General features: G+C 64.1%; 21 protein-coding genes and 1 tRNA gene. 8 read left to right on the forward strand and 14 right to left on the reverse strand.

Going from position 1 to position 22,291, the window contains the following annotated elements; all coding sequences use genetic code 11:
* The first annotated feature begins 129 nt into the window (after positions 1–129).
* The gene (desA, locus tag ACXHGZ_RS20815) at positions 130–1,314 is read left to right on the forward strand and encodes a delta-9 fatty acid desaturase DesA (RefSeq protein ID WP_480461321.1); all 1,185 of its coding nucleotides are present in this window, start codon (positions 130–132) and stop codon (positions 1,312–1,314) included.
* A 99-nt stretch (positions 1,315–1,413) separates the two neighbouring features.
* Positions 1,414–2,445 carry a GGDEF domain-containing protein gene (locus tag ACXHGZ_RS20820; RefSeq protein WP_480464109.1) on the forward strand — a complete coding sequence of 344 codons (1,032 nt, stop codon included), beginning with the start codon at positions 1,414–1,416 and terminating at the stop codon, positions 2,443–2,445.
* Positions 2,446–2,456: 11 nt separating this feature from the next.
* On the opposite strand, the gene ACXHGZ_RS20825 is transcribed toward ACXHGZ_RS20820, so the two are convergent.
* From ACXHGZ_RS20825 to ACXHGZ_RS20875, 11 genes are all read right to left on the reverse strand, one after another.
* A complete protein-coding gene (locus ACXHGZ_RS20825; protein ID WP_480461322.1) occupies positions 2,457–3,668 on the reverse strand; it encodes an HDOD domain-containing protein in 1,212 nt (403 codons plus the stop codon).
* Between the two features lie 138 nt (positions 3,669–3,806).
* The gene (gene gabT, locus ACXHGZ_RS20830) at positions 3,807–5,084 is read right to left on the reverse strand and encodes a 4-aminobutyrate--2-oxoglutarate transaminase (protein WP_084853622.1); all 1,278 of its coding nucleotides are present in this window, start codon (positions 5,082–5,084) and stop codon (positions 3,807–3,809) included.
* A 181-nt stretch (positions 5,085–5,265) separates the two neighbouring features.
* The gene (gabD, locus tag ACXHGZ_RS20835) at positions 5,266–6,708 is read right to left on the reverse strand and encodes an NADP-dependent succinate-semialdehyde dehydrogenase (RefSeq protein ID WP_084853620.1); all 1,443 of its coding nucleotides are present in this window, start codon (positions 6,706–6,708) and stop codon (positions 5,266–5,268) included.
* Between the two features lie 368 nt (positions 6,709–7,076).
* Positions 7,077–7,352 carry a DUF971 domain-containing protein gene (locus ACXHGZ_RS20840; RefSeq protein ID WP_480461323.1) on the reverse strand — a complete coding sequence of 92 codons (276 nt, stop codon included), beginning with the start codon at positions 7,350–7,352 and terminating at the stop codon, positions 7,077–7,079.
* Positions 7,352–8,317, reverse strand: a complete 966-nt coding sequence (locus ACXHGZ_RS20845; protein WP_480461324.1) for a HEAT repeat domain-containing protein — start codon at positions 8,315–8,317, stop codon at positions 7,352–7,354. Before ACXHGZ_RS20845 ends, ACXHGZ_RS20840 begins: the two co-directional genes overlap by 1 nt.
* The gene (locus tag ACXHGZ_RS20850; RefSeq protein ID WP_480461325.1) at positions 8,314–9,171 is read right to left on the reverse strand and encodes an ABC transporter ATP-binding protein; all 858 of its coding nucleotides are present in this window, start codon (positions 9,169–9,171) and stop codon (positions 8,314–8,316) included. Before ACXHGZ_RS20850 ends, ACXHGZ_RS20845 begins: the two co-directional genes overlap by 4 nt.
* A complete protein-coding gene (locus ACXHGZ_RS20855) occupies positions 9,171–9,953 on the reverse strand; it encodes an ABC transporter permease (RefSeq protein ID WP_480461327.1) in 783 nt (260 codons plus the stop codon). Before ACXHGZ_RS20855 ends, ACXHGZ_RS20850 begins: the two co-directional genes overlap by 1 nt.
* A gap of 15 nt (positions 9,954–9,968) precedes the next feature.
* Complete coding sequence (locus ACXHGZ_RS20860) at positions 9,969–11,375, reverse strand: ABC transporter substrate-binding protein (protein WP_480461328.1); 1,407 nt, start codon at positions 11,373–11,375, stop codon at positions 9,969–9,971.
* 123 nt (positions 11,376–11,498) lie between these two features.
* Complete coding sequence (locus tag ACXHGZ_RS20865; RefSeq protein ID WP_043208219.1) at positions 11,499–11,744, reverse strand: 4Fe-4S dicluster domain-containing protein; 246 nt, start codon at positions 11,742–11,744, stop codon at positions 11,499–11,501.
* 153 nt (positions 11,745–11,897) lie between these two features.
* Positions 11,898–13,622 carry a fumarate reductase/succinate dehydrogenase flavoprotein subunit gene (locus ACXHGZ_RS20870; RefSeq protein WP_084853615.1) on the reverse strand — a complete coding sequence of 575 codons (1,725 nt, stop codon included), beginning with the start codon at positions 13,620–13,622 and terminating at the stop codon, positions 11,898–11,900.
* Entirely contained in the window at positions 13,619–14,368 is a 750-nt protein-coding gene (locus ACXHGZ_RS20875) for a GntR family transcriptional regulator (protein ID WP_224457359.1), read from the reverse strand. The genes ACXHGZ_RS20870 and ACXHGZ_RS20875 overlap by 4 nt, the downstream gene beginning before the upstream one ends.
* A 244-nt stretch (positions 14,369–14,612) precedes the next feature.
* On the opposite strand from ACXHGZ_RS20875, the gene ACXHGZ_RS20880 reads away from it, so the two are divergent.
* The 4 genes from ACXHGZ_RS20880 to ACXHGZ_RS20895 all read left to right on the forward strand — a co-directional run bounded on the left by ACXHGZ_RS20880 (position 14,613) and on the right by ACXHGZ_RS20895 (position 18,486).
* Positions 14,613–14,689, forward strand: a tRNA-Arg gene (locus ACXHGZ_RS20880).
* Between the two features lie 213 nt (positions 14,690–14,902).
* Positions 14,903–15,901, forward strand: a complete 999-nt coding sequence (locus tag ACXHGZ_RS20885; protein ID WP_480461331.1) for an Abi family protein — start codon at positions 14,903–14,905, stop codon at positions 15,899–15,901.
* A gap of 154 nt (positions 15,902–16,055) precedes the next feature.
* The gene (locus ACXHGZ_RS20890) at positions 16,056–17,789 is read left to right on the forward strand and encodes a dipeptidase (RefSeq protein WP_480461333.1); all 1,734 of its coding nucleotides are present in this window, start codon (positions 16,056–16,058) and stop codon (positions 17,787–17,789) included.
* A gap of 259 nt (positions 17,790–18,048) precedes the next feature.
* A complete protein-coding gene (locus ACXHGZ_RS20895; protein ID WP_480461334.1) occupies positions 18,049–18,486 on the forward strand; it encodes a CBS domain-containing protein in 438 nt (145 codons plus the stop codon).
* A gap of 117 nt (positions 18,487–18,603) precedes the next feature.
* Here ACXHGZ_RS20895 and ACXHGZ_RS20900 read toward each other — a convergent pair whose 3' ends face one another.
* The 3 genes from ACXHGZ_RS20900 to ACXHGZ_RS20910 all read right to left on the reverse strand — a co-directional run bounded on the left by ACXHGZ_RS20900 (position 18,604) and on the right by ACXHGZ_RS20910 (position 20,075).
* The gene (locus tag ACXHGZ_RS20900) at positions 18,604–19,242 is read right to left on the reverse strand and encodes an NADH:ubiquinone oxidoreductase subunit N (protein ID WP_324816390.1); all 639 of its coding nucleotides are present in this window, start codon (positions 19,240–19,242) and stop codon (positions 18,604–18,606) included.
* A gap of 70 nt (positions 19,243–19,312) precedes the next feature.
* The gene (locus ACXHGZ_RS20905) at positions 19,313–19,555 is read right to left on the reverse strand and encodes a DUF2789 domain-containing protein (protein WP_084855409.1); all 243 of its coding nucleotides are present in this window, start codon (positions 19,553–19,555) and stop codon (positions 19,313–19,315) included.
* 61 nt (positions 19,556–19,616) lie between these two features.
* Entirely contained in the window at positions 19,617–20,075 is a 459-nt protein-coding gene (locus ACXHGZ_RS20910) for an aminoacyl-tRNA deacylase (RefSeq protein WP_084855408.1), read from the reverse strand.
* Between the two features lie 95 nt (positions 20,076–20,170).
* On the opposite strand from ACXHGZ_RS20910, the gene ACXHGZ_RS20915 reads away from it, so the two are divergent.
* Positions 20,171–21,517, forward strand: a complete 1,347-nt coding sequence (locus ACXHGZ_RS20915) for an NfeD family protein (RefSeq protein ID WP_480461337.1) — start codon at positions 20,171–20,173, stop codon at positions 21,515–21,517.
* 2 nt (positions 21,518–21,519) lie between these two features.
* A complete protein-coding gene (locus tag ACXHGZ_RS20920; protein ID WP_196144611.1) occupies positions 21,520–22,272 on the forward strand; it encodes a slipin family protein in 753 nt (250 codons plus the stop codon).
* Positions 22,273–22,291: the final 19 nt, after the last annotated feature.

Consider the following 22,291-nt stretch of genomic DNA (forward strand, 5'->3'; position numbering starts at 1 on the left):
AAAATAATGGGGCATTATAAAGGCTGAAACATGCCGTGACTTGCTAGCGGAAAGGTCGACTGGTTTTATTTCGCCACCCAGGGATAATGCCAGCGCTGTTCCCCTGTTTTTTCGAGGGTTTCTACACCTATGTGGTACTACGGTCTGCTCGACTTGTCGGCCTGGCAACTGGTCGGCGTCACCCTGCTGATGACCCACGTGACGATCATCAGCGTCACCCTTTACCTGCATCGCTATTCCGCCCACCGCGCGCTGGAGCTCAACGCCGGTCTCAAGCACTTCTTCCGCTTCTGGCTGTGGCTGACCACTGCGCAGAACACCCGTGAATGGACGGCCGTGCACCGCAAGCACCACGCCAAGTGCGAAACCCCCGACGACCCGCACAGCCCCGTGCACAAGGGCCTGGGTACGGTGCTACGCAAGGGCGCCGAGCTGTACCGCGAGGAGGCGCGCAACCCCGAGACCCTGCGCATCTACGGCAAGAACTGCCCGGACGACTGGGTCGAGCGCAACCTCTACTCGCGCTACAAGTTCGGTGGCATCGCGCTGATGGCAGCCATCGACCTGCTGCTGTTCGGCACCATCGGCATCACCATCTGGGCGATCCAGATGATGTGGATTCCGTTCTGGGCTGCCGGCGTGGTCAACGGCCTGGGCCACGCGCTGGGCTACCGCAACTTCGAATGCCGCGACGCCGCCACCAACCTGGTGCCCTGGGGCATCGTGATCGGTGGCGAGGAGCTGCACAACAACCACCACACCTACCCCAACTCGGCCAAGCTCTCGGTCAAGCGCTGGGAATTCGACATGGGCTGGATGTGGATCCGCCTGCTGTGCCTGCTGCGCCTGGCCAAGGTGCAGCGTGTGGCCCCCATCGCCCACCAGGTCGCAGGCAAGGCGCACCTGGACATGGACACCGCCATGGCGATCCTCAACAACCGGTTCCAGATCATGGCCCAGTACCGCAAGCTGGTCATCGCGCCCCTGGTCAAGCAGGAACTGGCACGGGTCGACGCTTCGGTGCGCCATCGTCTGCGCCACGCCAAACGCCTGCTGTCGCGTGAAACCAGCCTGCTGCAAGACCGTCATCACGTACGCATCGAGTCCATGCTCGCCCATAGCCAGGCACTCAAGACCATCTATGAGAAGCGCCTGGCCCTGCAGCAGATCTGGGCGCGCACCAGCGCCAACGGCCACGACATGCTGGCCGCCATGAAGGATTGGGTACACGAGGCCGAGGCCAGCGGCATCCACGCCCTGCGCGACTTCGCCGGCCAACTCAAGACCTATTCCCTACGCCCTACCGGGGCCTGATCGCCGTTGATCGGCACGCCCTGCGACAGGGCGTGCCGCCCGGAACTTCGCCGCCTGTTCCCGACTCAAATCCGGCATATCGCCCGCGTGGCGGGCCGGATCGTGGCCGCACGCTTCAATGCCGAGAACCATTCCGTGCTCATGGCCAAAGACCTCACTCCAACCTTACCCGGCACTGCACCGCCGGAAACCGCCCAAACCCTGCTCGCCCTGCTCCATGCCCAGGGCGAGGTCGCCCGCCTGAGCGAACGCGAGCAGCTCTACAGTTCCCTGCTCGACAGCGTCAATGTCGTGCTCTGGGCCTTCGACTGGGAAACCCACCGGGTGCTCTATGTAAGCCCCGCCTACGAGCGTATCTTCGGCCGCCCCGCCGGCCTGGTGCTGGCCGACTACAACGAGTGGCGCGACAGCATCTACCCCGATGACCTTGAATACGCCGAGCACAGCCTGGCCCAGGTGCTGCTCCATGGCGCGGTGGAAAACCGTGAGTACCGCATCATCAATGCAGCCGGCGAGATACGCTGGCTGAGCGACAAATGCTACGTCAACCAGCAGCGCGAGGCGGACCAGCGGGTGATCATCGTCGGCATCGCCGAGGACATCACCGAGAAAAAACAGCTCGAAGGCGAGCTGCAGCGCCTGGCCACCACCGATGTGCTGACCCAGAGCAGCAACCGCCGGCACTTCTTCGAGTGCGCCCGGCAGGCATTGGAAACCGCCCGCGAGGAAGGCACGCCCCTGGCCTTCCTGTTGTTGGATATCGACGACTTCAAGCGCATCAATGACAGCTACGGCCACCAGGAAGGCGACCAGGTGCTGCAGCGTATCGCCGACAGCGGCCGCGCCGTACTACGCCGAGGTGATTTGTTCGGGCGCATCGGTGGCGAGGAATTCGCCGCCGTGTTTCCCGGTTGCACCGCCGAAATCGCCGAACAGATCGCCGACCGCCTGCAACGGGAGATCCAGCGCCAGCGTTTCAACCATGGGCAGGAAACCTATGGCGTCACGGTCAGCCAGGGCGTGACCGGGCTGACCGATGAAGACGACAACATCGACGCCCTGTTCGCCCGCGCCGATGCGGCCATGTACCAGGCCAAGCGCCAGGGCAAGAACCAGATCGTTCGGGCATAGATTCCTGACATTCAGCCCTCGACCTTGCGCAGCCGGCTCAACTCCGCCAACCCCAGCTTGAGCAACCGCGCCGTCTTGTTGCTGGCCACTTTCTCCAGCCCCTGCCCGGCCGGCAGCCGCGACAACTGACCGGCCAGGTTCATGGCCAGGATCTCCCGCGAATACACCCCGCCGCCCAACTGGTAGATCGCCGCGATCAGTTCGCGCAGCCCCAACGGCAAACGCCAGCGCGTGCGCAACGCCGAGCCGAAGGCGGCGCCGTATTCGTCGAGCGCTCGTTGCACCTGGCCCTCGTCCAGTTCGCCGCCGGCCAGGCGCCACTCCTGCAGGCAACGCAGCACCGCCAGGTCACCCAGGCAATGCAGCAAACCTGCGCAATAGCACCGCTCTTCTTCCAGTTCCAGCAGGCGCGCCAGGCTGCGCGCATATTCGGCGGTGTGCAGCGAGAGGTCCCAGTAACGGGCCGCAGGGTCGGCCAGCATCGGGTCGCTCAGCCGCGCGCTGCGCTTGAGGGTCAGGCCCAGGATCAGGTTCATGCTCTGGGTACTGCCCAGCTTGCCCAAGGCCTGCAACAGGGTCTGCACCGGTACTTCACTGTGCAGGGCGGCGCTGTTGGCAGCAGCGATCAATACCGCGGTGATCTGCGGGTCGTTGCGCAGCTCCTGCTCGAGCAGCTTGAGGTCCAGCCCATGGGGATCGAGTGCACGCTTGATCGCCACCTGCACATCGGCGAACAGTGGGCCGCCATCGGCACTGGCCCGGCGTTGCTCCAGGTAGGCCGCCAACGTGATGCCCGGCGGCAATGGCGCCACCGGGCAGGCGATCTGTTCGCCGACGTCCAGCAGCAGTTTCTCCAGGCGCTGGCGCAGGGTGTCCAGGTCCAAGGGTTTGCTCAGGTAGGCCGTGGGGTGCAGCGGCAGCACTTCATGCACGCTGGCGCTGTCGTTGCGCTCGCTCATCAGGATGAACGGCAGCGCGGGCTTGTGCCCCTTGGCCCGCACGTTGCGCAGCAGGTCGAGGCCATCGACACCGGCCAGCTCACGGGCGGCGATGATCAGGTCGGGCTTGCTCGCCAGCGCGGCCAGGGCCTCCGGGCCGTCGGCGCAGACCTGCAGGCGTGCATCGCAACGCACGCTGAGCAGCATCTCGCGGAGCATGTCGCGCACCCAGGGATCGCCTTCGGCGATCAGGACACAAGGCGGGGTGGGGTTTGCAGCGCTCATCGGCGACTCCTGGCAATCCTTTACATGCGATCCGTCGCAGCATCCAAGCGAATCCATGGCACAACGATAGCGTTCCGCTCCGGTATTGGGCATAAAAAAAACCCGCCGAAGCGGGTTTTTTTCTGACGCCTGTCACATTCAGGCAAGCTCGGCGAAGCACTCTTCGATGATCGCCAGGCCCTTGTCCAGCAGCGCATCTTCCGCGGTCAGCGGAACCAGGATACGCAGGACGTTGCCGTAGGTGCCGCAAGACAGCAGGATCAGGCCCTTGTCACGCGCCTTGGCCACAACCTGGGCGACTGCGGCAGCGTTCGGGGTGTGGGTGCCTTTCTCGAAGACTTCCACAGCAATCATCGAGCCCAGGCCGCGGACATCACCGATGATCGGGTGCTTTTCCTGGATTTTGCGCAGGCCGGTGGTCAGGCGCTCGCCCACAGCCTTGCTGCGGTCCAGCAGTTTCTCTTCTTCGAACACCTTGATGACGGCCAGGGCCGCGGCGCAGGCGATCGGCGAACCGGCATAGGTGCCGCCCAGGCCGCCCGGGGCGATGGCGTCCATGTACTCGGCCTTGCCGCACACACCGGCCAGCGGGAAGCCGCCGGCAATGGACTTGGCGAAGGTGGTCAGATCAGGCGCGACGCCCATCTGCTCCATGGCGAAGAAGGTACCGGTACGGCCAGCACCAGTCTGGACTTCGTCGGCGATCAGCAGGATGCCGTGCTGGTCGCACAGAGCGCGCAGGCGCTTCATCAACTCTTTCGGCGCTGGCAGGAAGCCGCCTTCGCCTTGTACCGGCTCGAGGATGATGGCAGCGATGTCGCGTGGCTCGGCGTCGTTCTTGAAGATGCGCTCGACCGAGGCGATAGCGTCGTCAACGCTGATGCCGTGCAGTTCGCTCGGGAACAGGGCGCGGAAGATGCCGCCTGGCATCAGGCCCATGCCAGCGGAGTACGGCACGACCTTGCCGGTCAGGCCCAGGGTCATCATGGTGCGGCCGTGGTAGCCGCCGGTGAAGGCGATCACGCCGGCACGGCCAGTGGCGGCACGGGCGATCTTCACGGCGTTCTCGACGGCTTCGGAACCGGTGGAGACCAGCAGGGTCTTCTTGGCGAAGTCGCCCGGGACCATCGAGTTGATCTTCTCGCACAGCTCTACGTAGGGCTCGTACGCCAGAACCTGGAAGCAGGTGTGGCTGACTTTGGTCAGCTGCTCTTGAACGGCGGCAACCACTTTCGGGTGCAGGTGGCCGGTGTTCAGTACTGCGATGCCGCCGGCGAAGTCGATCAGTTCGCGGCCTTCAACGTCGATCACGGTCGAGTTCTTCGCGGTGTCGACGAAGATCGGGTGGATCTGGCCAACGCCACGTGGGACGGCGTTGACACGGCGTTGCATCAAGGATTCGTTGGTCTTGCTCATAATGCCCTCATTCGCGCCGACTCAAGATGGCGCTGTTATTCGGGGGTGGCTGGATGCGACCACGCACAGTATTCGTTGATCGACTGTCGTGAACGCCCTGGCCACCAAGTACTACGGTGTCAAAAAGGCCAGCGAGACGTCGCTCTCGCGCCCCGCTGGCAGAGGGAAATTCAGTACGTGATCAGATGCTGATGCACAGGTACTTGATCTCGAGGTAGTCCTCGATGCCGTACTTGGAACCTTCGCGGCCCAGGCCCGAGGCTTTGATGCCACCGAACGGTGCCACTTCGTTGGAGATCAGGCCGGTGTTGATACCGACCATGCCGTACTCCAGGGCCTCGGCGACACGGAACACACGGCTCATGTCACGGGCGTAGAAGTACGAAGCCAGGCCGAACTCGGTGTCGTTGGACATGGCGATGACTTCGGCTTCGTCTTTGAAGCGGAACAGCGGCGCCAGCGGGCCGAAGGTTTCTTCCTTGGCCACGGCAGCGCTCTTCGGTACGTCGACCAGGATGGTCGGCTCGAAGAAGTTACCTTCGATCAGCTTGCCGCCGGACAGCACCTTGGCGCCCTTGGAGACTGCGTCTTCGATGTGCTCCTGGACCTTGGCGACAGCCTTGCCGTCGATCAGCGGCCCCGTAGTGGTGCCTTCTTCCAGGCCGTTACCGATCTTCAGCTTGGCGACAGCGGCCTTGAGCTTCTCGGCGAATGCGTCGTAGACGCCGTCCTGCACGTAGATACGGTTGGCGCAGACGCAGGTCTGGCCGTTGTTGCGGTACTTGGAGATGATCGCGCCCTCGACCGCCTTGTCCAGGTCGGCGTCGTCGAACACGATGAACGGCGCGTTGCCGCCCAGCTCCAGGGAGACCTTCTTGATGTCCTTGGCGCATTCTTCCATCAGCTGGCGACCGATTTCGGTGGAGCCGGTGAAGGACAGCTTGCGCACCAGGGCGTTGCTGGTCAGCTCGCCGCCGACTTCGCCAGCGCTGCCGGTCACCACGCTCAGCACGCCAGCCGGGATGCCGGCACGGTTGGCCAGCTCGACCAAGGCCAGGGCGGAGTATGGGGTTTGGGAAGCAGGCTTGAGGACCATGGTGCAGCCAGCGGCCAGGGCCGGGCCGGCTTTACGGGTGATCATCGCGGCCGGGAAGTTCCACGGGGTGATGGCGGCGGTGACACCGATCGGCTGCTTGATGACGATCAGGCGCTTGTCCGGCTGGTGGCCAGGAATCACGTCACCGTAGACACGCTTGCCTTCTTCGGCGAACCACTCGATGAACGAGGCGGCGTAGGCGATCTCGCCCTTGGCTTCGGCCAGTGGCTTGCCCTGCTCGGTGGTCATCAGGCGGGCCAGGTCGTCCTGGTGCTCGATCATCAGCTCGAACCAGCGACGCAGCTTGCCAGCACGCTCTTTGGCGGTCAGTGCGCGCCAGGCCGGCAGGGCCTTGTCGGCAGCCTCGATGGCGCGGCGGGTTTCGGCGGCGCCCATCTTCGGCACGGAACCGATGACTTCACCGGTGGCCGGGTTGGTCACCTTGATGGTCTGACCGTTGTCCGCGTCCAGCCACTCACCGTTGATGAAGGCTTGCTGGCGGAACAACTGAGCGTCTTTGAGCTGCATGTCGGATTCCCTTGAAAGCACCGTGCACGGACGGGGCTGATTATTGATTGTTGAAAGGCACCTTGGGGGCGCCATCAGGAATTCTTGCACCAGGGGTGTTCAACGCCTGGGCATCGAGCGTTTGAAATCTCAAACGGAATGCTAAGCGGCTGCTGGGGTGTTGGACAATAGGCTGTTCGAAAAAAAGAACGAACGGTTGAACATCGGTGGCCACTCCTACCGCCGGCAAGCCGGCTCCCCCAGGTACGGCGGTGTCTCTGAAAACAGTGCAGGGCAGGTGGGAGCCGGCTTGCCGGCGATGAGGCCAGTACAGGTTAGCCCAGTGTCATGAAGGAAGAATGGCGTAGGGACCAACGGCCGGCGCAGCCCTACCCGAGGCTACGCAGATAGCTCCATGGGTAGATGCCCCGGTCATGCCCGTCGCTGAAGACCAGTTGCACCCCATACCCTTGCAACGCGATACGCTCCACCCGCACATCTTCGCGTACCAGGGCGATCCCACCCCGCAATGCCGCCGCCCGGCACTGCGAACAGGGGCAGGCACCGCGCAGCCGCGCATGGCTGACCACCTGCCAGGTCTCGCCCCACTGCACCGCCAGTTCGCCTTGCCCACGCAAGTTGCGCACGGCACTGGGCGCGTCCATCACACCGCGCCTTGCAACTGGGCCAAGGCAATGCGCACGGCCTTGCGCACCTCCGGGTCGGCATCGGCTTCGGCGGCCTGCAATGCAGGCAATGCCCGGGCCTGGCCCAGCTCGCCCAAGGCCAGGGCTGCCTCCTTGCGCAGGTTCGCGATGCCGTGGCCCAACAAGCTGGCCAGGGGCTCCAGCGCCGCGTCGTGGCGCAGCCGACCCAAGGCCCGGGCTGCGCGCAGGCGCACTTGCCAGTAAGCGTCCTCGAGCGCCTCGACCAAGGCCGGGCCCGCCTCGCCAAGGCCGACCTTGCCCAGCGTGGTGGCCGCCTCCTCGCGCACCTGCCAGGCCTCGTCGCGCAATGCCATGACCAGCGCCGGCAGCACACCCGCATCACGTGCCAGCCCCAGCGCACCGATCGCGGCGCGGCGCACCTCGGTGTCCATTTCCTCGGTCGCCAACCGGGCCAGGGCCGGCAAGGCAGGCGCATGTTTCAGCCAGCCGAGGATACCCACCGCCTCACGGCGTACGGCAGCCTCCGCGTCATCGAGCGCCCTCAAGGCAGGGGCTGCAGCCTCTTCCAGGCGCAGCTCGCGCAGCGCCCGCAGCGCGCTGGCGCGCACGAACCCATCGGCATGCTCGGCCCAGGGCAGGATGAGCAGGCCGGTCTCCAGGGACTTGAGCTCGCTCAGGCTCTGGGCCGCCGCCTGGCGCACCGGCTCGGCAGTGTCGGCCAGGGCCGCGCACAGCGCCTGTACCACTTCGGGTGCTTCCCAGGCTTCCAGCAAACGCGCGGCCTCGACGCGCACCTCGGGGTCGCTGTCCACCAGCAGGGCGTCGGTCAGCCAGGGCAGGCCGTCCGGGTCTTCCAGGTCGGCCAGTTCGATCAGGGCGATGCGCCGCACCCCCGCGTCGGTGTCAGCCAGGCGGGGCAGCAGTTGGTGGATGTCGGGGTTGTCGGTGGTTCGTTCGGTCATAGGGCAATCCGCAGCGATGGGTGGTCGGTGCCTGGCAAGCCCAAGGGCGTCAGGCGCGGCAGTTCGCGGCCTTCCTCGTGGCGTAGCAGTGCCAGGCAATGGCGCTTGAGATGAGTGAACGCCGGGCTGGTCAGCAGGCTGGCGCGGCGCGGGCGTGGGAAGGTCAGTTGCAGGTCGTCGATGAAGCGGCCAGGGCGCGGGCTCATCACCAGGATGCGGTCAGCAAGGAACAGCGCCTCGTCGATGTCATGAGTAACGAACACCACGGTGGTACGGATGCCGCTCCAGATCTCCAGCAACAGCTCCTGCATGCGCGAACGGGTTTGGGCATCGAGGGCACCGAACGGTTCGTCCATCAACAGCAGGCGTGGGCGGTTGATCAACACCCGGGCGATCTCGGCGCGTTGTTGCATGCCCCCGGAAAGCTGGCTCGGCCAACGGCTGGCGAAATCCTCCAGCCCGACCAGCCGGAGCATGTCCCGGGCGCGCGCCTGGCGTTCGGCCTTGCCAACGCCCTGCATCTTCAAGCCGAAGGCGACGTTGTCGAGCACGCTGCGCCAGGGCAGCAGGGTGTGGTGCTGGAACACCATGCCGCGCTGGGGTGAAGGACCGTCGATGGCCAGGCCATCGACGTCCAGCTGCCCGCTGCTTGGGGCCAGGTGGCCGGCCAGGGCGCCGAGCAAGGTCGACTTGCCGCAGCCGGACGGGCCGAGAATGCACACGAATTCCCCCGGGGCGATAGAGAAATCCAGGGCCTGCACCGCCTCGAAGGCATCCCGCCCCTGACCGAGGCGAATCGACACGCCGCATGCCTCGATGCGCCCGGGTTCCAACGTCTGTCGGTAGCCGTTCATCAGGCTGCCCTCCGCGCACGGTACCAGGGCGTGGCGAGCGCCCCGAGGCACCTGACCAGGCTGCTGCTGCCCATCCCCAATACGCCGATCAACAGCATGCCCACGATGATGTCCGGGTAGTTCTGCAGGGTGTAGGACTCCCAGGTGTAGTAACCGATACCGAATTGCCCCGAAATCATCTCGGCGGTGACCAGGCAGAACCACGAAGTGCCCATGCCAATGGCCAGGCCCGTGATGATGCTGGGCAAGGCCCCTGGCAACACCACTTCACGCAGGATCGACCAGCGTCCGGCCCCCAGGCTGCGCGCCGAGGCAACCAGGCGCGGGTCGATCGCCTCGACGCCATGCACGGTGTTGAGCAGGATCGGAAACAGCGCACCGGTGAAGGTGATGAACACCATCGACAGCTCCGACGAAGGGAACATCAGAATCGCCAACGGAATCCAGGCCACCGCCGGGATCGGGCGCAGCACCTCCAGTGGTGGCAGCAGCGTAGCCTCGGCCCATTTCGAGCGACCGACCAGCAACCCCAGCGCCACGCCCAGCACGGCGGCGGCCAGGTAACCGGTGAACACCCGTGCCAGGCTGCTGCCCAGGTGCGCCAGCAGGGCGTTGGAGGCCAGCAATTGCCAGGCGGCGGCGAGCACGGCATCGGGCGTTGGCACGTAGGTGAAGGTGACCAGGCCCAGGTCCAGCTTGTGGCGAGCGGCCAGCTGCCAGAACAGCAGGCAGGCCAGCAGCGAGGCCAGGCGCAGCGGCCAGCGCGTGAGATCGCGGGTCATCAGGGCATCTCCGGATCAGCGCTGGGCGAGCAGCTTGCGGTTGGCATTGGCGAAGTCCAGCGCTTCGCCGCCGTGGGCCTTGGCGTACTGCTCGGCCTGGTCCTTGAGCAGGAAGGCCGCCAGTTCACCCTTGGCATTGCGCACGAACCAGGCTTGGTTTGCCAGCAGCTTGATGCCGCTGTCGGCGGCCTGGGCATAGATGGCACGGATGTCCTTGCCCTCCTGCTCCAGCTGCGCCAAGGCGCCAAGCGCGGCTTGTGGGGAGGCGTAGTGACGAACCTTGTCCTCGCCTCGCACCCAGATCTGCGCCAGCCGGGTGAAGTCGGTGATCGGCTGGCCCGTCAGCGCGTCGTTGGCCTGGAGCGGCAACGGGGCGTAGTTGGCCAGGGCCTTGTCGTAGTCCAGGCCGGCCTGCTTGAAGGCGGCGCGGATGTACTGGTCGTCGATGAACCGGGCGGTATCCAGGCCACGGTCGGTCTTCTTCAACAGCTTGAGGGTCTCGATGGACGTGGCTACGGCCTTGCGGTATTCAGGCTTCCAGGTCAGGTCGCGCGTCTGCAGGCCGAGCGGGCCATGGAACAGGTAGTTGACCTCGGCCTCGATGCCGGTGACTTTTTCGATCAGCTCGCTGTACTTCTCAGGCTCGGCAGCGATCAGGCGGTCGGCCTCGAGGCTGGCGCGCAGGTAGGCGGTGACCACCTCGGGGTAGCGGCTGGCATAGTCGGCATCGACCAGGGCGCCGTGGAAGGTCGGCGCACTGGCCTGGGCGCCGTCATAGATCTTGCGGGCGAAGCCGCGGTTGGGGAACAGTTCGGCGAAAGGCACGAAATCGGCGTGGGCCTCGATGCGGTTGCTGCGCAGGGCGGAACCTGCAATTTCTGGCGCCTGGGCGATGATCCGCACGTCCTTCTGTGGGTCCCACCCCTGGGCGGCGACCGCGCGCAGCAACATGCCATGGGCGGTGGAGGCGAACGGCACGGATATGGTCTTGCCCTTGAGTTCGGCCAACGACTGCACGTTCGACGCCGCCGGCACCACGATGCCGTTGCCGCTGCCCTGTACGCTGCCGGACAACACGCTGATGAACAGGCTGCGCTTGCCCGCATCCAGGTGCGCGACCCCGTTGAACGAGCCGGGGAAGTCGGCCATGGCGCCGAAGTCGAGCTTGCCGGCGACCATCTCGTTGGTCAGCGGCGCGCCGCTGGTGAAGTTCTTCCATTCGACCTGGTAGGTCGCGTCCTTGTACTTGCCGTCATGGGGCAGGTACTTCTCCAGAAGGCCCAGTTCACGGATCAACAGGCCGCCAGTGGCGCAGTTGATGGTGGTGTCCTGGGTGCCGATCGCGACACGGATGGTTTCGGCGTTGGCGTTCAGGCCAAAGGTTGCCAGCACGAGGCCGGCCACGGTTGCTGCAAGGCGCATGATGTTTCCCCTCGAATCGTTCTTGAGTGTTGGCATCGTCTCCGCCACCTGGCGCGGTGGTGGGAAACGAGGGGGCATTTCCAATGGCGTCCGGCGGCGGGCCGGATGGCGGGTTGCATGGTGTCAACGCAGCAGGTAGGGGATATCCACCTTCACTGCGCCTGTCGGGCAGTCTTTCTCGCACGGCATGCAGTACCAGCATTCGTCGAAGGCCATGTAGGCCTTCTGGGTGGCTGGGTTGATCGCCAACAGGTCCATGGGGCAGACCTCGACGCAGACGGTGCAGCCTTTTTCGGCGATGCACTTGTCTTCGTCGATGGTGACCGGGGCGTTGCTGCGAAAGAAGATTTCTTGGGGTTGGTAGGCCATCTCAGGGCTCCTTGAAGCCTGTGGTTCGCATGGTTGGTTGTCGAAAGGCTACCGGCCCAATCGCGGGGCAAGCCCGCTCCTACAGGTGTCTCCTGGGTGAGCCAGCCTGTGGGACCGGCCTGACCCCGCGATTGGACCGCACAGCGGCCCCATTCACGCGGCGTCGGCCTTCACTCGCAGCCGGTCGTATGCGCTCTGTTCCTGGGCGTCCAGGGGAATCAGGTACGGCTCCACCGGCTTCTTGAAACTGGTCATCCGCCCGGCCTCGTCCTTCTTCAGATGGCAATGGCAGAACCACTCGCCATCGTTGCGCTCGGGGAAGTCGACCCGGTGGTGATACAAGCCCCACCGGCTCTCCTCGCGGAACAGCGAGGCACGCGCGGCCATTTCGGCGCAGTCGCGGATCACGCTCACCTCCATGGCGCGCATCAGCTCATGGGGGTTATTGGCCTTCATCTGCGATAGGTCCCGTTCGATCTCGGCGAAGCGTGCCAGGCCGATTTCCATCTTCTTGGTCACTTTCGGCGGCTGCAGGTAGTCGTTGACCATGCGCCGCAGCTTGTACTCCACCTGGGCCGGCGGCAGGCCGTGCTCACGCCGCAGCGGGGCGAACACCCGCTCGCGCTCGCGCTCGACCTGGGCCGGGTCCACCTCGGCCAGCGCGCGCCCGGCCACATAGCGGGCAGCGTTGACCCCGGCGAACCAGCCATAGGTGAACGCGCCCAGCATGTAGTTGTGCGGTACCGCCGCCATGTCTCCGGCAGCGTACAGGCCTTGCACACTGGTTTCGGCCTTCTCGTTGACCCACACGCCCGAGGCCGAGTGCCCGGAACAGAAACCGATCTCGGAGATGTGCATCTCCACCATGTGCTGGCGATAGTCGGTACCGCGCCCGGCATGGAACTGGCCACGGCTGGGGCGTTCATTACTGTGCAGGATCTGCTCGATGTCCTGGATGGTTTCCTCGGCCAGGTGGTCGAGCTTGAGGAACACCGGGCCGTTGCCGCCCTCCAGCTCCTGGTGGAACTCCCACATCATCTGCCCGCTCCAGTAGTCGCACTCGATGAAGCGCTCACCCTTGCCGTTGGCCGTGTAGCCGCCCAAGGGGCCGGTGACATAGGCGCAGGCTGGGCCGTTGTAGTCCTTGATCAGTGGGTTGATCTGGAAGCACTCCAGGTTCGCCAGCTCCGCCCCGGCGTGGTAGGCCATGGCATAACCGTCGCCAGCATTGGTCGGGTTCTCGTAGGTGCCCATCAGGTAGCCCGACGACGGCAAGCCCAGGCGCCCGGCCGCGCCACAGGCGAGGATCACCGCCTTGGCGCGGATCACCTGGAATTCGCCGCTGCGGCAGTCGAAGCCCATCACCCCGGCCGCAGCGCCTTCAGCGTCCAGCAGCACGCGGGTGCAGACCACGCGGTTGCTGATCTCGACCCGCGCGCGCTTGAGCTGGCGATAGAGCACTTTCTTGATGTCGTGGCCCTCAGGCATGGGCAGCACGTAGGCGCCCATGTGGTGGACCTTCTTCACCGCATAGTCGCCGGTTTCGTCCTTCTCGAACTTCACACCCCAGCGGTCCAATTGCTCGAGGGTCTCGAAGCTGTGGGTGGCATAGGCATGCACAGCGGCCTGGTTGACGATGCCGTCGTTGGCCACGGTGATTTCCTTGGTGTACTGCTCCGGCGTGGCATGGCCGGGGACGATCGCATTGTTCAGGCCATCCATGCCCATGCTGATGGCACCGCTGCGCTTGACGTTGGCTTTTTCCAGCAGCAGCACGCGCAGGGTCTTGTCCTGCTCCTTGGCCTTGATCGCCGCCATGGGCCCTGCAGTGCCGCCGCCGATGACGATGATGTCGTAGTCGCGTGTGTCGAGGGTCATGCCTTGGCTCCTTTCTGGCGGTCGATGCGCAGGCGGTACTGGAAGGCATCGCCGCGGTAGTAGAGGTGTTCGAAGTCCAGCGGCGTGCCGTCGGCGGCGTGGGTCAGGCGCTCGATACGCATGATCGGCGAGCCCTCCTCGACCTCCAGCGCCTGGGTCAGGTCACGGTCGGCGAGCACCGCGTCGATGGCCAGGTCCGCATGGCCCAGCGGGATGCCGCAATCGTTCTCCAGCAGCAGGAAGATGTCGCAGGTGGCCAGGTCGGCTTTCTCCAGCTTCTCGCCTACGGCCTTGGGCAGCCAGGTCAGCTCCAGCGACACCGGTTCGCGGTTGATCAAGCGCACCCGGCGGATCTCGGTGACCAGGCTGCCCTCCTCCACCTGCAGCCGCGCCGCCACCAGCGCACTGGCCGGCACATGGCGGAAACTGCGCAGCCGGTTGAGCACCTCGTAGCCCATCTGGGTCATGGACTCGGCCAGCCCTTGCAGGTGGGTCACGTTCTGGAATGCCTTGGGCTTGGCCACGAAGGTGCCCTTGCCGTGGATCTTGAAGATCAGCCCCTCCTTCTGCAGGTCGCCCAGGGCCTGGCGTACCGTGATACGGCTGACATCGAACGCCTTGCCCAGTTCGCTTTCCGACGGCATGCGGCTGTGGGGTGGGTAGGTGCCATCGAGGATGCGCTCGCGCAGCACTTCCTTGAGCTGGGTGTAGAGCGGTACCGGGGACAAGGGGAGCAGTTCGGCCATGGTTCTCTTCGCTGTAGGCTGACTTGTTATAACAAGTTGTGATGAGAGAATAGCAAGCATAAGAACGGCATGGGAAATACCGATATCGCATAACATTATGGCAGCGCTCATTGCGGGCTCGCTGAGCGCCCTCTGGTGGGAGCGGGCTCGCCCCACGATGGGGTCATCACCGTCTTGTGGCAAAAACAGCTACAGATCAAGGCGATGGACGCAACCCCCGGAGATGGGTATCATGCGCCCCGTTGCACTCGTAGCTCAGCTGGATAGAGTACTGCCCTCCGAAGGCAGGGGTCGTGGGTTCGAATCCCGCCGAGTGCGCCATACCTGAAGCCCTGGGAGATTTCCCGGGGCTTTTTCGTTTGTGCTGAAGCCTTGCAAGATGCGTTTACATCTCCACCGGTCAGCGCAGCGTCAAGCGTCTTGCAAAACTGGGCGCAGCTCCATAACCTTGGCCACAACACACCCGCCATGCCTCTGGTTGCCTCGGCAACCATGCACAAATTGAGCGGGTTTTTTTTGCCTGGCCAATCCCTTATGAAGCGCTTTCTCAAGCCCGCGATTAGTGTTCCCGAGCAATTGGCATTGCTAAGAGGGCGCGGGCTTGTTATTCAAAACGAAACCAAAGCGCTTTGTTTTCTGGAGGCAGTCAGCTTCTTTCGCCTTACGCCCTATATGCGCCCCTTTCAGGTTTCCGATGATCCGGACCACGGTTTCAAACCAGGAACCAGGCTGCGCTCACTTACCCGCTTATACGATTTTGATCGTCGCTTACGATTGCTGGTCATCGACGCGGTCGAGCGAATTGAAGTAGCGACACGCACCGCAATCAGCAACCACATGGGACCTGCGCATGGGGCGCATTGGTATTTGGAGCGCGAGCTGTTCCAACGCGGCTATCGTCACCAAGAGCTTCTCGGCGCGATACGAGACAAACAAGAAAAGGCTCGCCGCGACTATCTACGAGAATGCCAACGCATCGATACATCCAGCATGCCCATGCTTCGCAAACAGCAGCTTAAAAGCTTGAGAAGCAAGGAAAGCTATGCACGCCACTACACCCTGAGCTATGACACGCCGGCGCTGATGCCCGCTTGGGCTGCGATGGAAGAAATCACTCTAGGTGACCTTTCCCACTTGTTCAAAGGCTTAGCCAGGGATGCTGATCGTAAAGCTATTGCTCGTCGGTTGGCGTTGCCCGGCCCTCTCCTGCAATCCTGGCTGCACACCCTCACCACCATTCGGAATATTTGTGCCCATCATGCACGCTTGTGGAATCGAGAGTTGGGGATTCGTCCTGAGTTGCCTAGATCCGTCACTTTCCTCTGGCCCAAGCACCTCCAACATCCTGGTCAACATGCTCGTGTATTCACCGTTTTGTGCATCCTCAACTTGTTGATGCGCCAAGTGAGCCCTCATACCAGCTGGGATCGTCGTCTTCATGATTTACTGGCCGAGTTTCCGGAAGTCCCATTGCATGCCATGGGCTTTCCGCGTGATTGGCAAGAAGATCCGTTCTGGCAGATAAGGATTTAGAGCAACCCTTCGAAGAGTTTCCGGCTCTTTCGTTTGTGCGTCAGTGCCATTGTGCCTCTCCCCTGAGGCAGGTCATTGGTGTTAGCGTGGGTGCCTTCCCGTTCCTACGGAGCGGGCTCCACTTCCCATGATCTGCGAAGGACTGCGCTGACCCATGACCCTGAAAAAACTCACCACCGCCACGCTACTGCTCGCCAGCCTTGGGCTGTTCGCCGGCCCGGCCCAGGCCAACCTCACGCCACAGCAATCGGCCGCTATCCTCAAGGCATACGACGGCAGCGACCCGGCTGGCTTCCGTCAGTTCCTCGGCAAGCTGGCAGACAGCGACCTGGCCAAGGCGGACAACCTCGCCGCCACGGTAAAGGCCTACCTGGCCAACAAGCCGCTGTCCGCCGACCAGCAGAATGAAATCAACCGCCTGCTCGGTCTCTACACCCGCATCAAGTACGGCAAGGCCGCCACCGAGACCCTGCGTGAACTGGTGGCCATCCCGACCTTCCAGGTCGAGGGCGTGCCGCAGCACGAGAACCCCGAGTTCCTCAAGATCGCCGACAAGATCAAGGCGCTGGCCGAGGGTTTCGGTCTGACCTTCCGTAACATCGACAACCGGGTCTACGAGATCTCCCTGGGTGACAACGACAAGGAAGTCGTCGGTATCCACGCCCATGCTGACGTGGTGCCGGTGAACCCGGCCAACTGGAAGCTCGAGGATGGCACGCGCCTGGACCCGTTCAAGGTCACCTTGGTCGGCGACCGCATGTATGGCCGCGGCACCGAGGACGACAAGAACGGTATCGTCGTGGCGCTGTACGCCTTGAAAGTGGCCAAGGACGAAAAGCTGCCGCTGGCCCGCCAGTTCAAGCTGCTGGTGGACACCACCGAGGAAACCACCGGCGAGGCCATCCCCTACTATTTCGCCCGCAACCCCAAGCCCAACTACAACCTGGCCCTGGATGGCGGCTACCCCGTGGTGATCGCGGAAAAAGGCTACGGCACCGTGATGGCCAGCTTCCGTCGACGCCCGGCCACCGGCAAGGGCGCGGAAGTCACCCAGCTCACAGGCGGGCTGGCCACCAACCAGATCCCCTCCACCTCGGTGGCGACCTTGCTCGGCGACAACCCAGCCGCACTGGCCGAGGGCCTGAAGAAAGCGGGCGATGAGTACGTCAAGCGCAACGGTGGGGACTTCACCATCGATGCCAAGGTAGCCGGCAAGGAGGTGATCCTGACCGTCACCGGCGTCTCGGCCCACTCCTCGGAGCCGGAGTCGGGGGTCAACCCGGTAGCGCGCATGCTCGACTTCCTCAATGGCCTCGGTGACCAGGTGCCGCTCAAGCACAACCACATCACCGACGCTGCCCGCTACGCGGCCGACAACTGGGGCCTGGACTACCTGGGCAAGAAGCTGGGCGTGGGCTTCGAGGATGCGTTCATGGGCCCGCTGACCGCCTCGCTGACCTACGTCGGCCTCGACCAGAAGGCCTTGAAACTCGCAGTCAACCTGCGCATCCCGAAAGGCAAGCCGATCGCCGCGATCAAGGACGACCTGGCTGACAAGCTGGGCACCTGGGCACGTGGCAGCCATACGTCGGTGGCCTTCGACTACAGCCTCGACGAGCCGATGTACCGCAACCCGGAAGGCGAGTGGGTCAAGGCCCTGCTCGACGTGGCCACCGAAAACCTCGGCTTGCCCCACGAGTTCGGCACCTCCGCCGGCGCGACTTCGGTGCATGACCTGCCCAATGGGGTGCAATTCGGCCTGGCCATGCCCAACGTGAAGTACACCGGGCACAACGACAACGAGTTCAAGACCGTGGAGCAGTTCATGCTCGATTTGCAGATCATCAGCGAGATGGTCGCGCGGATCGGGCAGATGCCCAAGCTCTGAAGTGTTCCCTCCTGTAGGAGTGGGCTTGTCCCGCGATTGGGCCGGCCCGACCACGCGATTACATGGCAAGGGCTTCGCCCTTGATCGCGGGACAAGCCCACTCCTACAGAACCAGCGCAGCCCCAACAGACGATGCCGGGGTGACTGCCATGACGTTTTTCAATCGCGTCGATGCCGTTTCCTGCATTGCCGTGCAGGTCGGCATGCCGGATGCTTTAGTTAAATCGACCCCTCGATTTTTCCACCTGCAGAGGCCCGTATGAAGAACGTCGAACAATTGCTCAAGACCAAGTCACAGCATCAGACCGTCTACACCATCGGCCCTGACGACTCGGTGCTCGACGCCCTCAAACTGCTGGCAGAAAAAAACATCGGCGCATTGCCGGTGGTGGAAGACAACCAGGTGGTGGGGATCGTCAGCGAACGCGACTATGCCCGCAAGCTGGTGCTCAAGGGCCGCTCTTCGGCCGCCACCCCCGTGCGCGAGATCATGAGCACGCCGGTGGTCACGGTCGAGCCCAAGCAGAACCTTGAGTACTGCATGAACCTGATGACCAACCGCCACCTGCGCCACCTGCCGGTAGTGAGCAATGGCGAGCTGCTCGGCCTGCTGTCGATCGGTGACCTGGTCAAGGAAACCATTGCCGAGCAGGCCAACCTGATCCTGCAGTTGGAGCAGTACATTCGCGGTGAGTAAGCGGGTTGGGCCGCTTCGCGCCCCGATCGCGGCACAAGGCTGCTCCTACAGGAAACTCGCCAATCGATGTAGGAGCGGCCTTGTGCCGCGATCGGGCGGCAACGCAGCCCCTACCCCTCAATGGTAAGCACGCTCCAGCTCGTCCAACTGATGGTCGAAGCTGCGCAGGCGCGCTGACCAGGTGTACACCAGCACTTCCAAGTCGCGGTTGAGCACGGCCGTGTTGCCGCCCTCGCGCCCTTGCGAGTCGCACAAGTCCAGCTGGTAACGCTCGCGAGCCATGGCCGTGGCCACGCTGGAAAGGTCGCGGGCATTGGCCAGCCAGCGATGCTGGTGGTCATGGACCTCCCGGTCAAGCTCCCGGCATTGGCGCTTGAGCGCATCCAGGCTCTGTTCCAGCGGCGTGCCCTTGAGCTCGCCCATGACCTCCTCGAAAGTCCGCCCGGAATGCCAGTAGCTGCCCCAGAAATAACGGTCGAACACGGTCTCGACGCGCCGCAGCGCGACCTTGGTGTTCCAGATGGCCAACAGCGTATGGCCCTGGCTCACCTCGCGCTTGTTCAAGCGCAACTGCTGCCAGGCGATCCATGCCAGCACGCAGAGCACCGCTGCCGCCGTGATCGCGGCAGCGGCATACATGAACTGCAGCGCGTGGCCCATGGAGTGGACATGGCGGATACCGTAGAAGTAACCGGCCGTCAGGATGCCCAGGATCGTCACGGAGCACCAGAAACCTGATGCGTAGGGATCTTTCATCACGCTATCCCCTGTTGTTTTACCTGAGCATAGCAACGGCCCCATCACCCATCAGGTGCCACTCGGCGCTTTATTGCCTGGGTCGGCGCAACGCCTCGTTGAGTTGATCGAACGGCACGGCCCAATCGGCGTCGTCTATCACGCTTTCCTTGAGAAAGGCGCGCTGGGCCTCGGTCCAGAACGGCGCATCCACCAGCTTGATCTCATTCTTGAGCGGCGAGTGGGTGGTGATGAACTTGTCGATGCTCTCGGCATCGTCCGCCAGCCCCAGTTGCTTGAACAGTTCGGCGAACGGATGGATCGGTGCTTCCATGATTCCTCCTGCGGCCGGGCGGGTCGTCCACGACGCCAGCCCGGCAATGGGTTGAGGGACATCAGCACAGTTCGCGCACTTCGGCATGCGGAACCAGCTTCAGGTACTGCTCCATGCTCATGTGGATCAAGTGATCGTGGTCACCCGCCTCCAGGTAGACATCACCCTGGCGGGTAAGGCTCGGGTCGAGCAACATTTTTATGTCATAGGCATCGCCAAGCGCTGGCACGGCGCCACGCTCGCAGTCGCCGAACAGGGTCGGCAAGCCGCTTTCGCGGGTCAGCTGCCAGGCGCCGGACATGCGGATCTTGCTCATATCCAGATGCCGGTTGGCCGGTAGCACGGCCATGATGTAGTTGCCATGGCGGTCGTCGAGCATCACCGACTTGGCGACCCGCTCTGCGGGAACGCCGGCCGTGCGCGCCGACTCCAGGCTCGTGGCCGAGTGAGGATGGGGAATGATGTCGTAATCGCAGTTGGCCTTGTCCAGGCGCTGCTGCAGGGTCTTGGCCATACGCATGATGCACCTCCGGTTTACCCCCATCTGCAAGTTTAGGCCGTGGTCCGGCAGGCACGACTAAACTTCGTTGACAGGACCTGACGAGGTGACGATAGGTGATCGCTCGCTGCTGGCGTTGGCTGCTGCTTGTGCTGTTGCTCGGCACCGTCCCGGGCGGCCAGGCGGTGCCCGGCGCCAGCGTCTGGGTGCTGAGCGTAGACGACGCCATCGGCCCGGCCAGTGCCGACTACCTGGTGCGAGGCCTGGAACAGGCCCAGGAACAAGGTGCGCAGTTGGTGGTGATCCGCCTGGATACGCCCGGCGGGCTGGATACCTCCATGCGTCAGATCATCAAGGCCATCCTCGCCAGCCCCGTGCCGGTGGCCAGCTTCGTCGCTCCCGGCGGCGCCCGCGCAGCCAGCGCCGGGACGTACATCCTGTACGCCAGCCACGTGGCGGCCATGGCCCCGGGCACCAACCTGGGCGCGGCCACGCCGGTGCAGGTTGGTGCGCCGTCGCCTGGCAAACCGGCGCCAGACGGGCCCAGCGAGGACGATGCCCTGGCCCGCAAGCAGGTCAACGATGCCGCAGCCTATATCCGCGGCCTGGCCCAACTGCGCGGGCGCAACGCCGACTGGGCGGAACAGGCGGTACGCGAGGCGGTGAGCCTGTCGGCCAGCGAGGCGCTGCGCATCAAGGTCATCGACCAGGTGGCCCACGACCTGCCCGAGCTGCTCGCACAACTGGACGGCAAGACCCTGGTCGCCGCCGACCAGCCCCGCCAGTTGCACACGGCAGGAGCGGCCGTGGTCGAACACCTGCCCGACTGGCGCACTCGCCTGCTGGCGGTGATCACCAACCCCAGTGTGGCGCTGATCCTGATCATGATCGGCATCTACGGCCTGCTGTTCGAGTTCATCAACCCAGGCTCCGGTGTCGGCGGCGTGGTGGGCGGTATCTGCCTGCTGCTGGCGCTGTACGCCCTGCAGCTGTTGCCGGTGAGCTACGCCGGGGTGGCCCTGGTCTTGCTCGGCGTAGCGTTCATGATCGCCGAGGCGTTCCTGCCGAGCTTCGGCGTGGTCGGTTTCGGCGGCATCGTCGCCTTCGTGGTGGGCGCGGTGATCCTGATCGATACCGACGCCCCTGGCTTCGGCATCCCGCTGGCGCTGATCGTCGCCCTGGCAGTGGTCTCGGCCCTGCTGCTCGGCGGCGTGTTGGGCATGGCCATCAAGGCGCGGCAACGCGCCCTGGTCAGTGGCGATGCCGGCCTGGTCGGCAGCCTGGTCACGGTGACCCAGGTAATGGCGGACAACCCGTTCTGCGGCTCGGTGCAGGCCCAGGGCGAACAATGGCAAGCCCAGTGCACGACCCCGTTGCAAACTGGGCAACATGTGCGCGTGACAGCCCGCCGTGGCGTGATGCTGGAGGTCAGCGCCATCGCGCCCGGCGCGCAAGGAGAGTGACGATGTTCGTTCAATTCGGTTTCGGCGCGGTGCTGGCGGTATTGGGCCTGCTGCTGCTTTCGGCCCTGCGCATCCTGCGCGAATACGAGCGTGGTGTGGTGTTCCAGCTGGGGCGCTTCTGGCAGGTCAAAGGGCCTGGGCTCATCCTCCTGATCCCAGGTATCCAGCAGATGGTGCGGGTCGACCTGCGCACGGTGGTACTCGATGTGCCGACCCAGGATGTGATCACCCGCGACAACGTCTCGGTCAAGGTCAATGCCGTGGTGTATTTTCGCGTGCTCGACCCGCAGAAGGCGATCATCCAGGTAGAGGACTTCTTCAGTGCCACCAGCCAGCTGGCCCAGACCACCCTGCGCGCAGTACTGGGCAAGCATGAGCTCGATGAATTGCTGGCCGAGCGCGAGCAACTGAACTCGGACATTCGCCAGGTGCTCGACGCCCAGACCGATGCCTGGGGTATCAAGGTGGCCAACGTCGAGATCAAGCACGTCGACCTCAACGAGTCGATGGTGCGCGCCATCGCCCGCCAGGCCGAGGCCGAACGCGAACGGCGGGCCAAGGTGATCCATGCCGAAGGGGAATTGCAGGCCTCGGAGAAATTGATGCAGGCCGCGCAGATGCTTGGCAAGGAGCCGGGAGCGATGCAGTTGCGCTACATGCAGACCCTGGGAACGATTGCTGGGGACAAGAGCTCGACCATCGTCTTTCCGCTGCCGGTGGACCTGCTCAAGGGGTTGGTCGATAAACAGCCGTGAAGGCCCTGTCTCTGCAGGG

Source organism: Pseudomonas shiyinii (assembly GCF_056725765.1).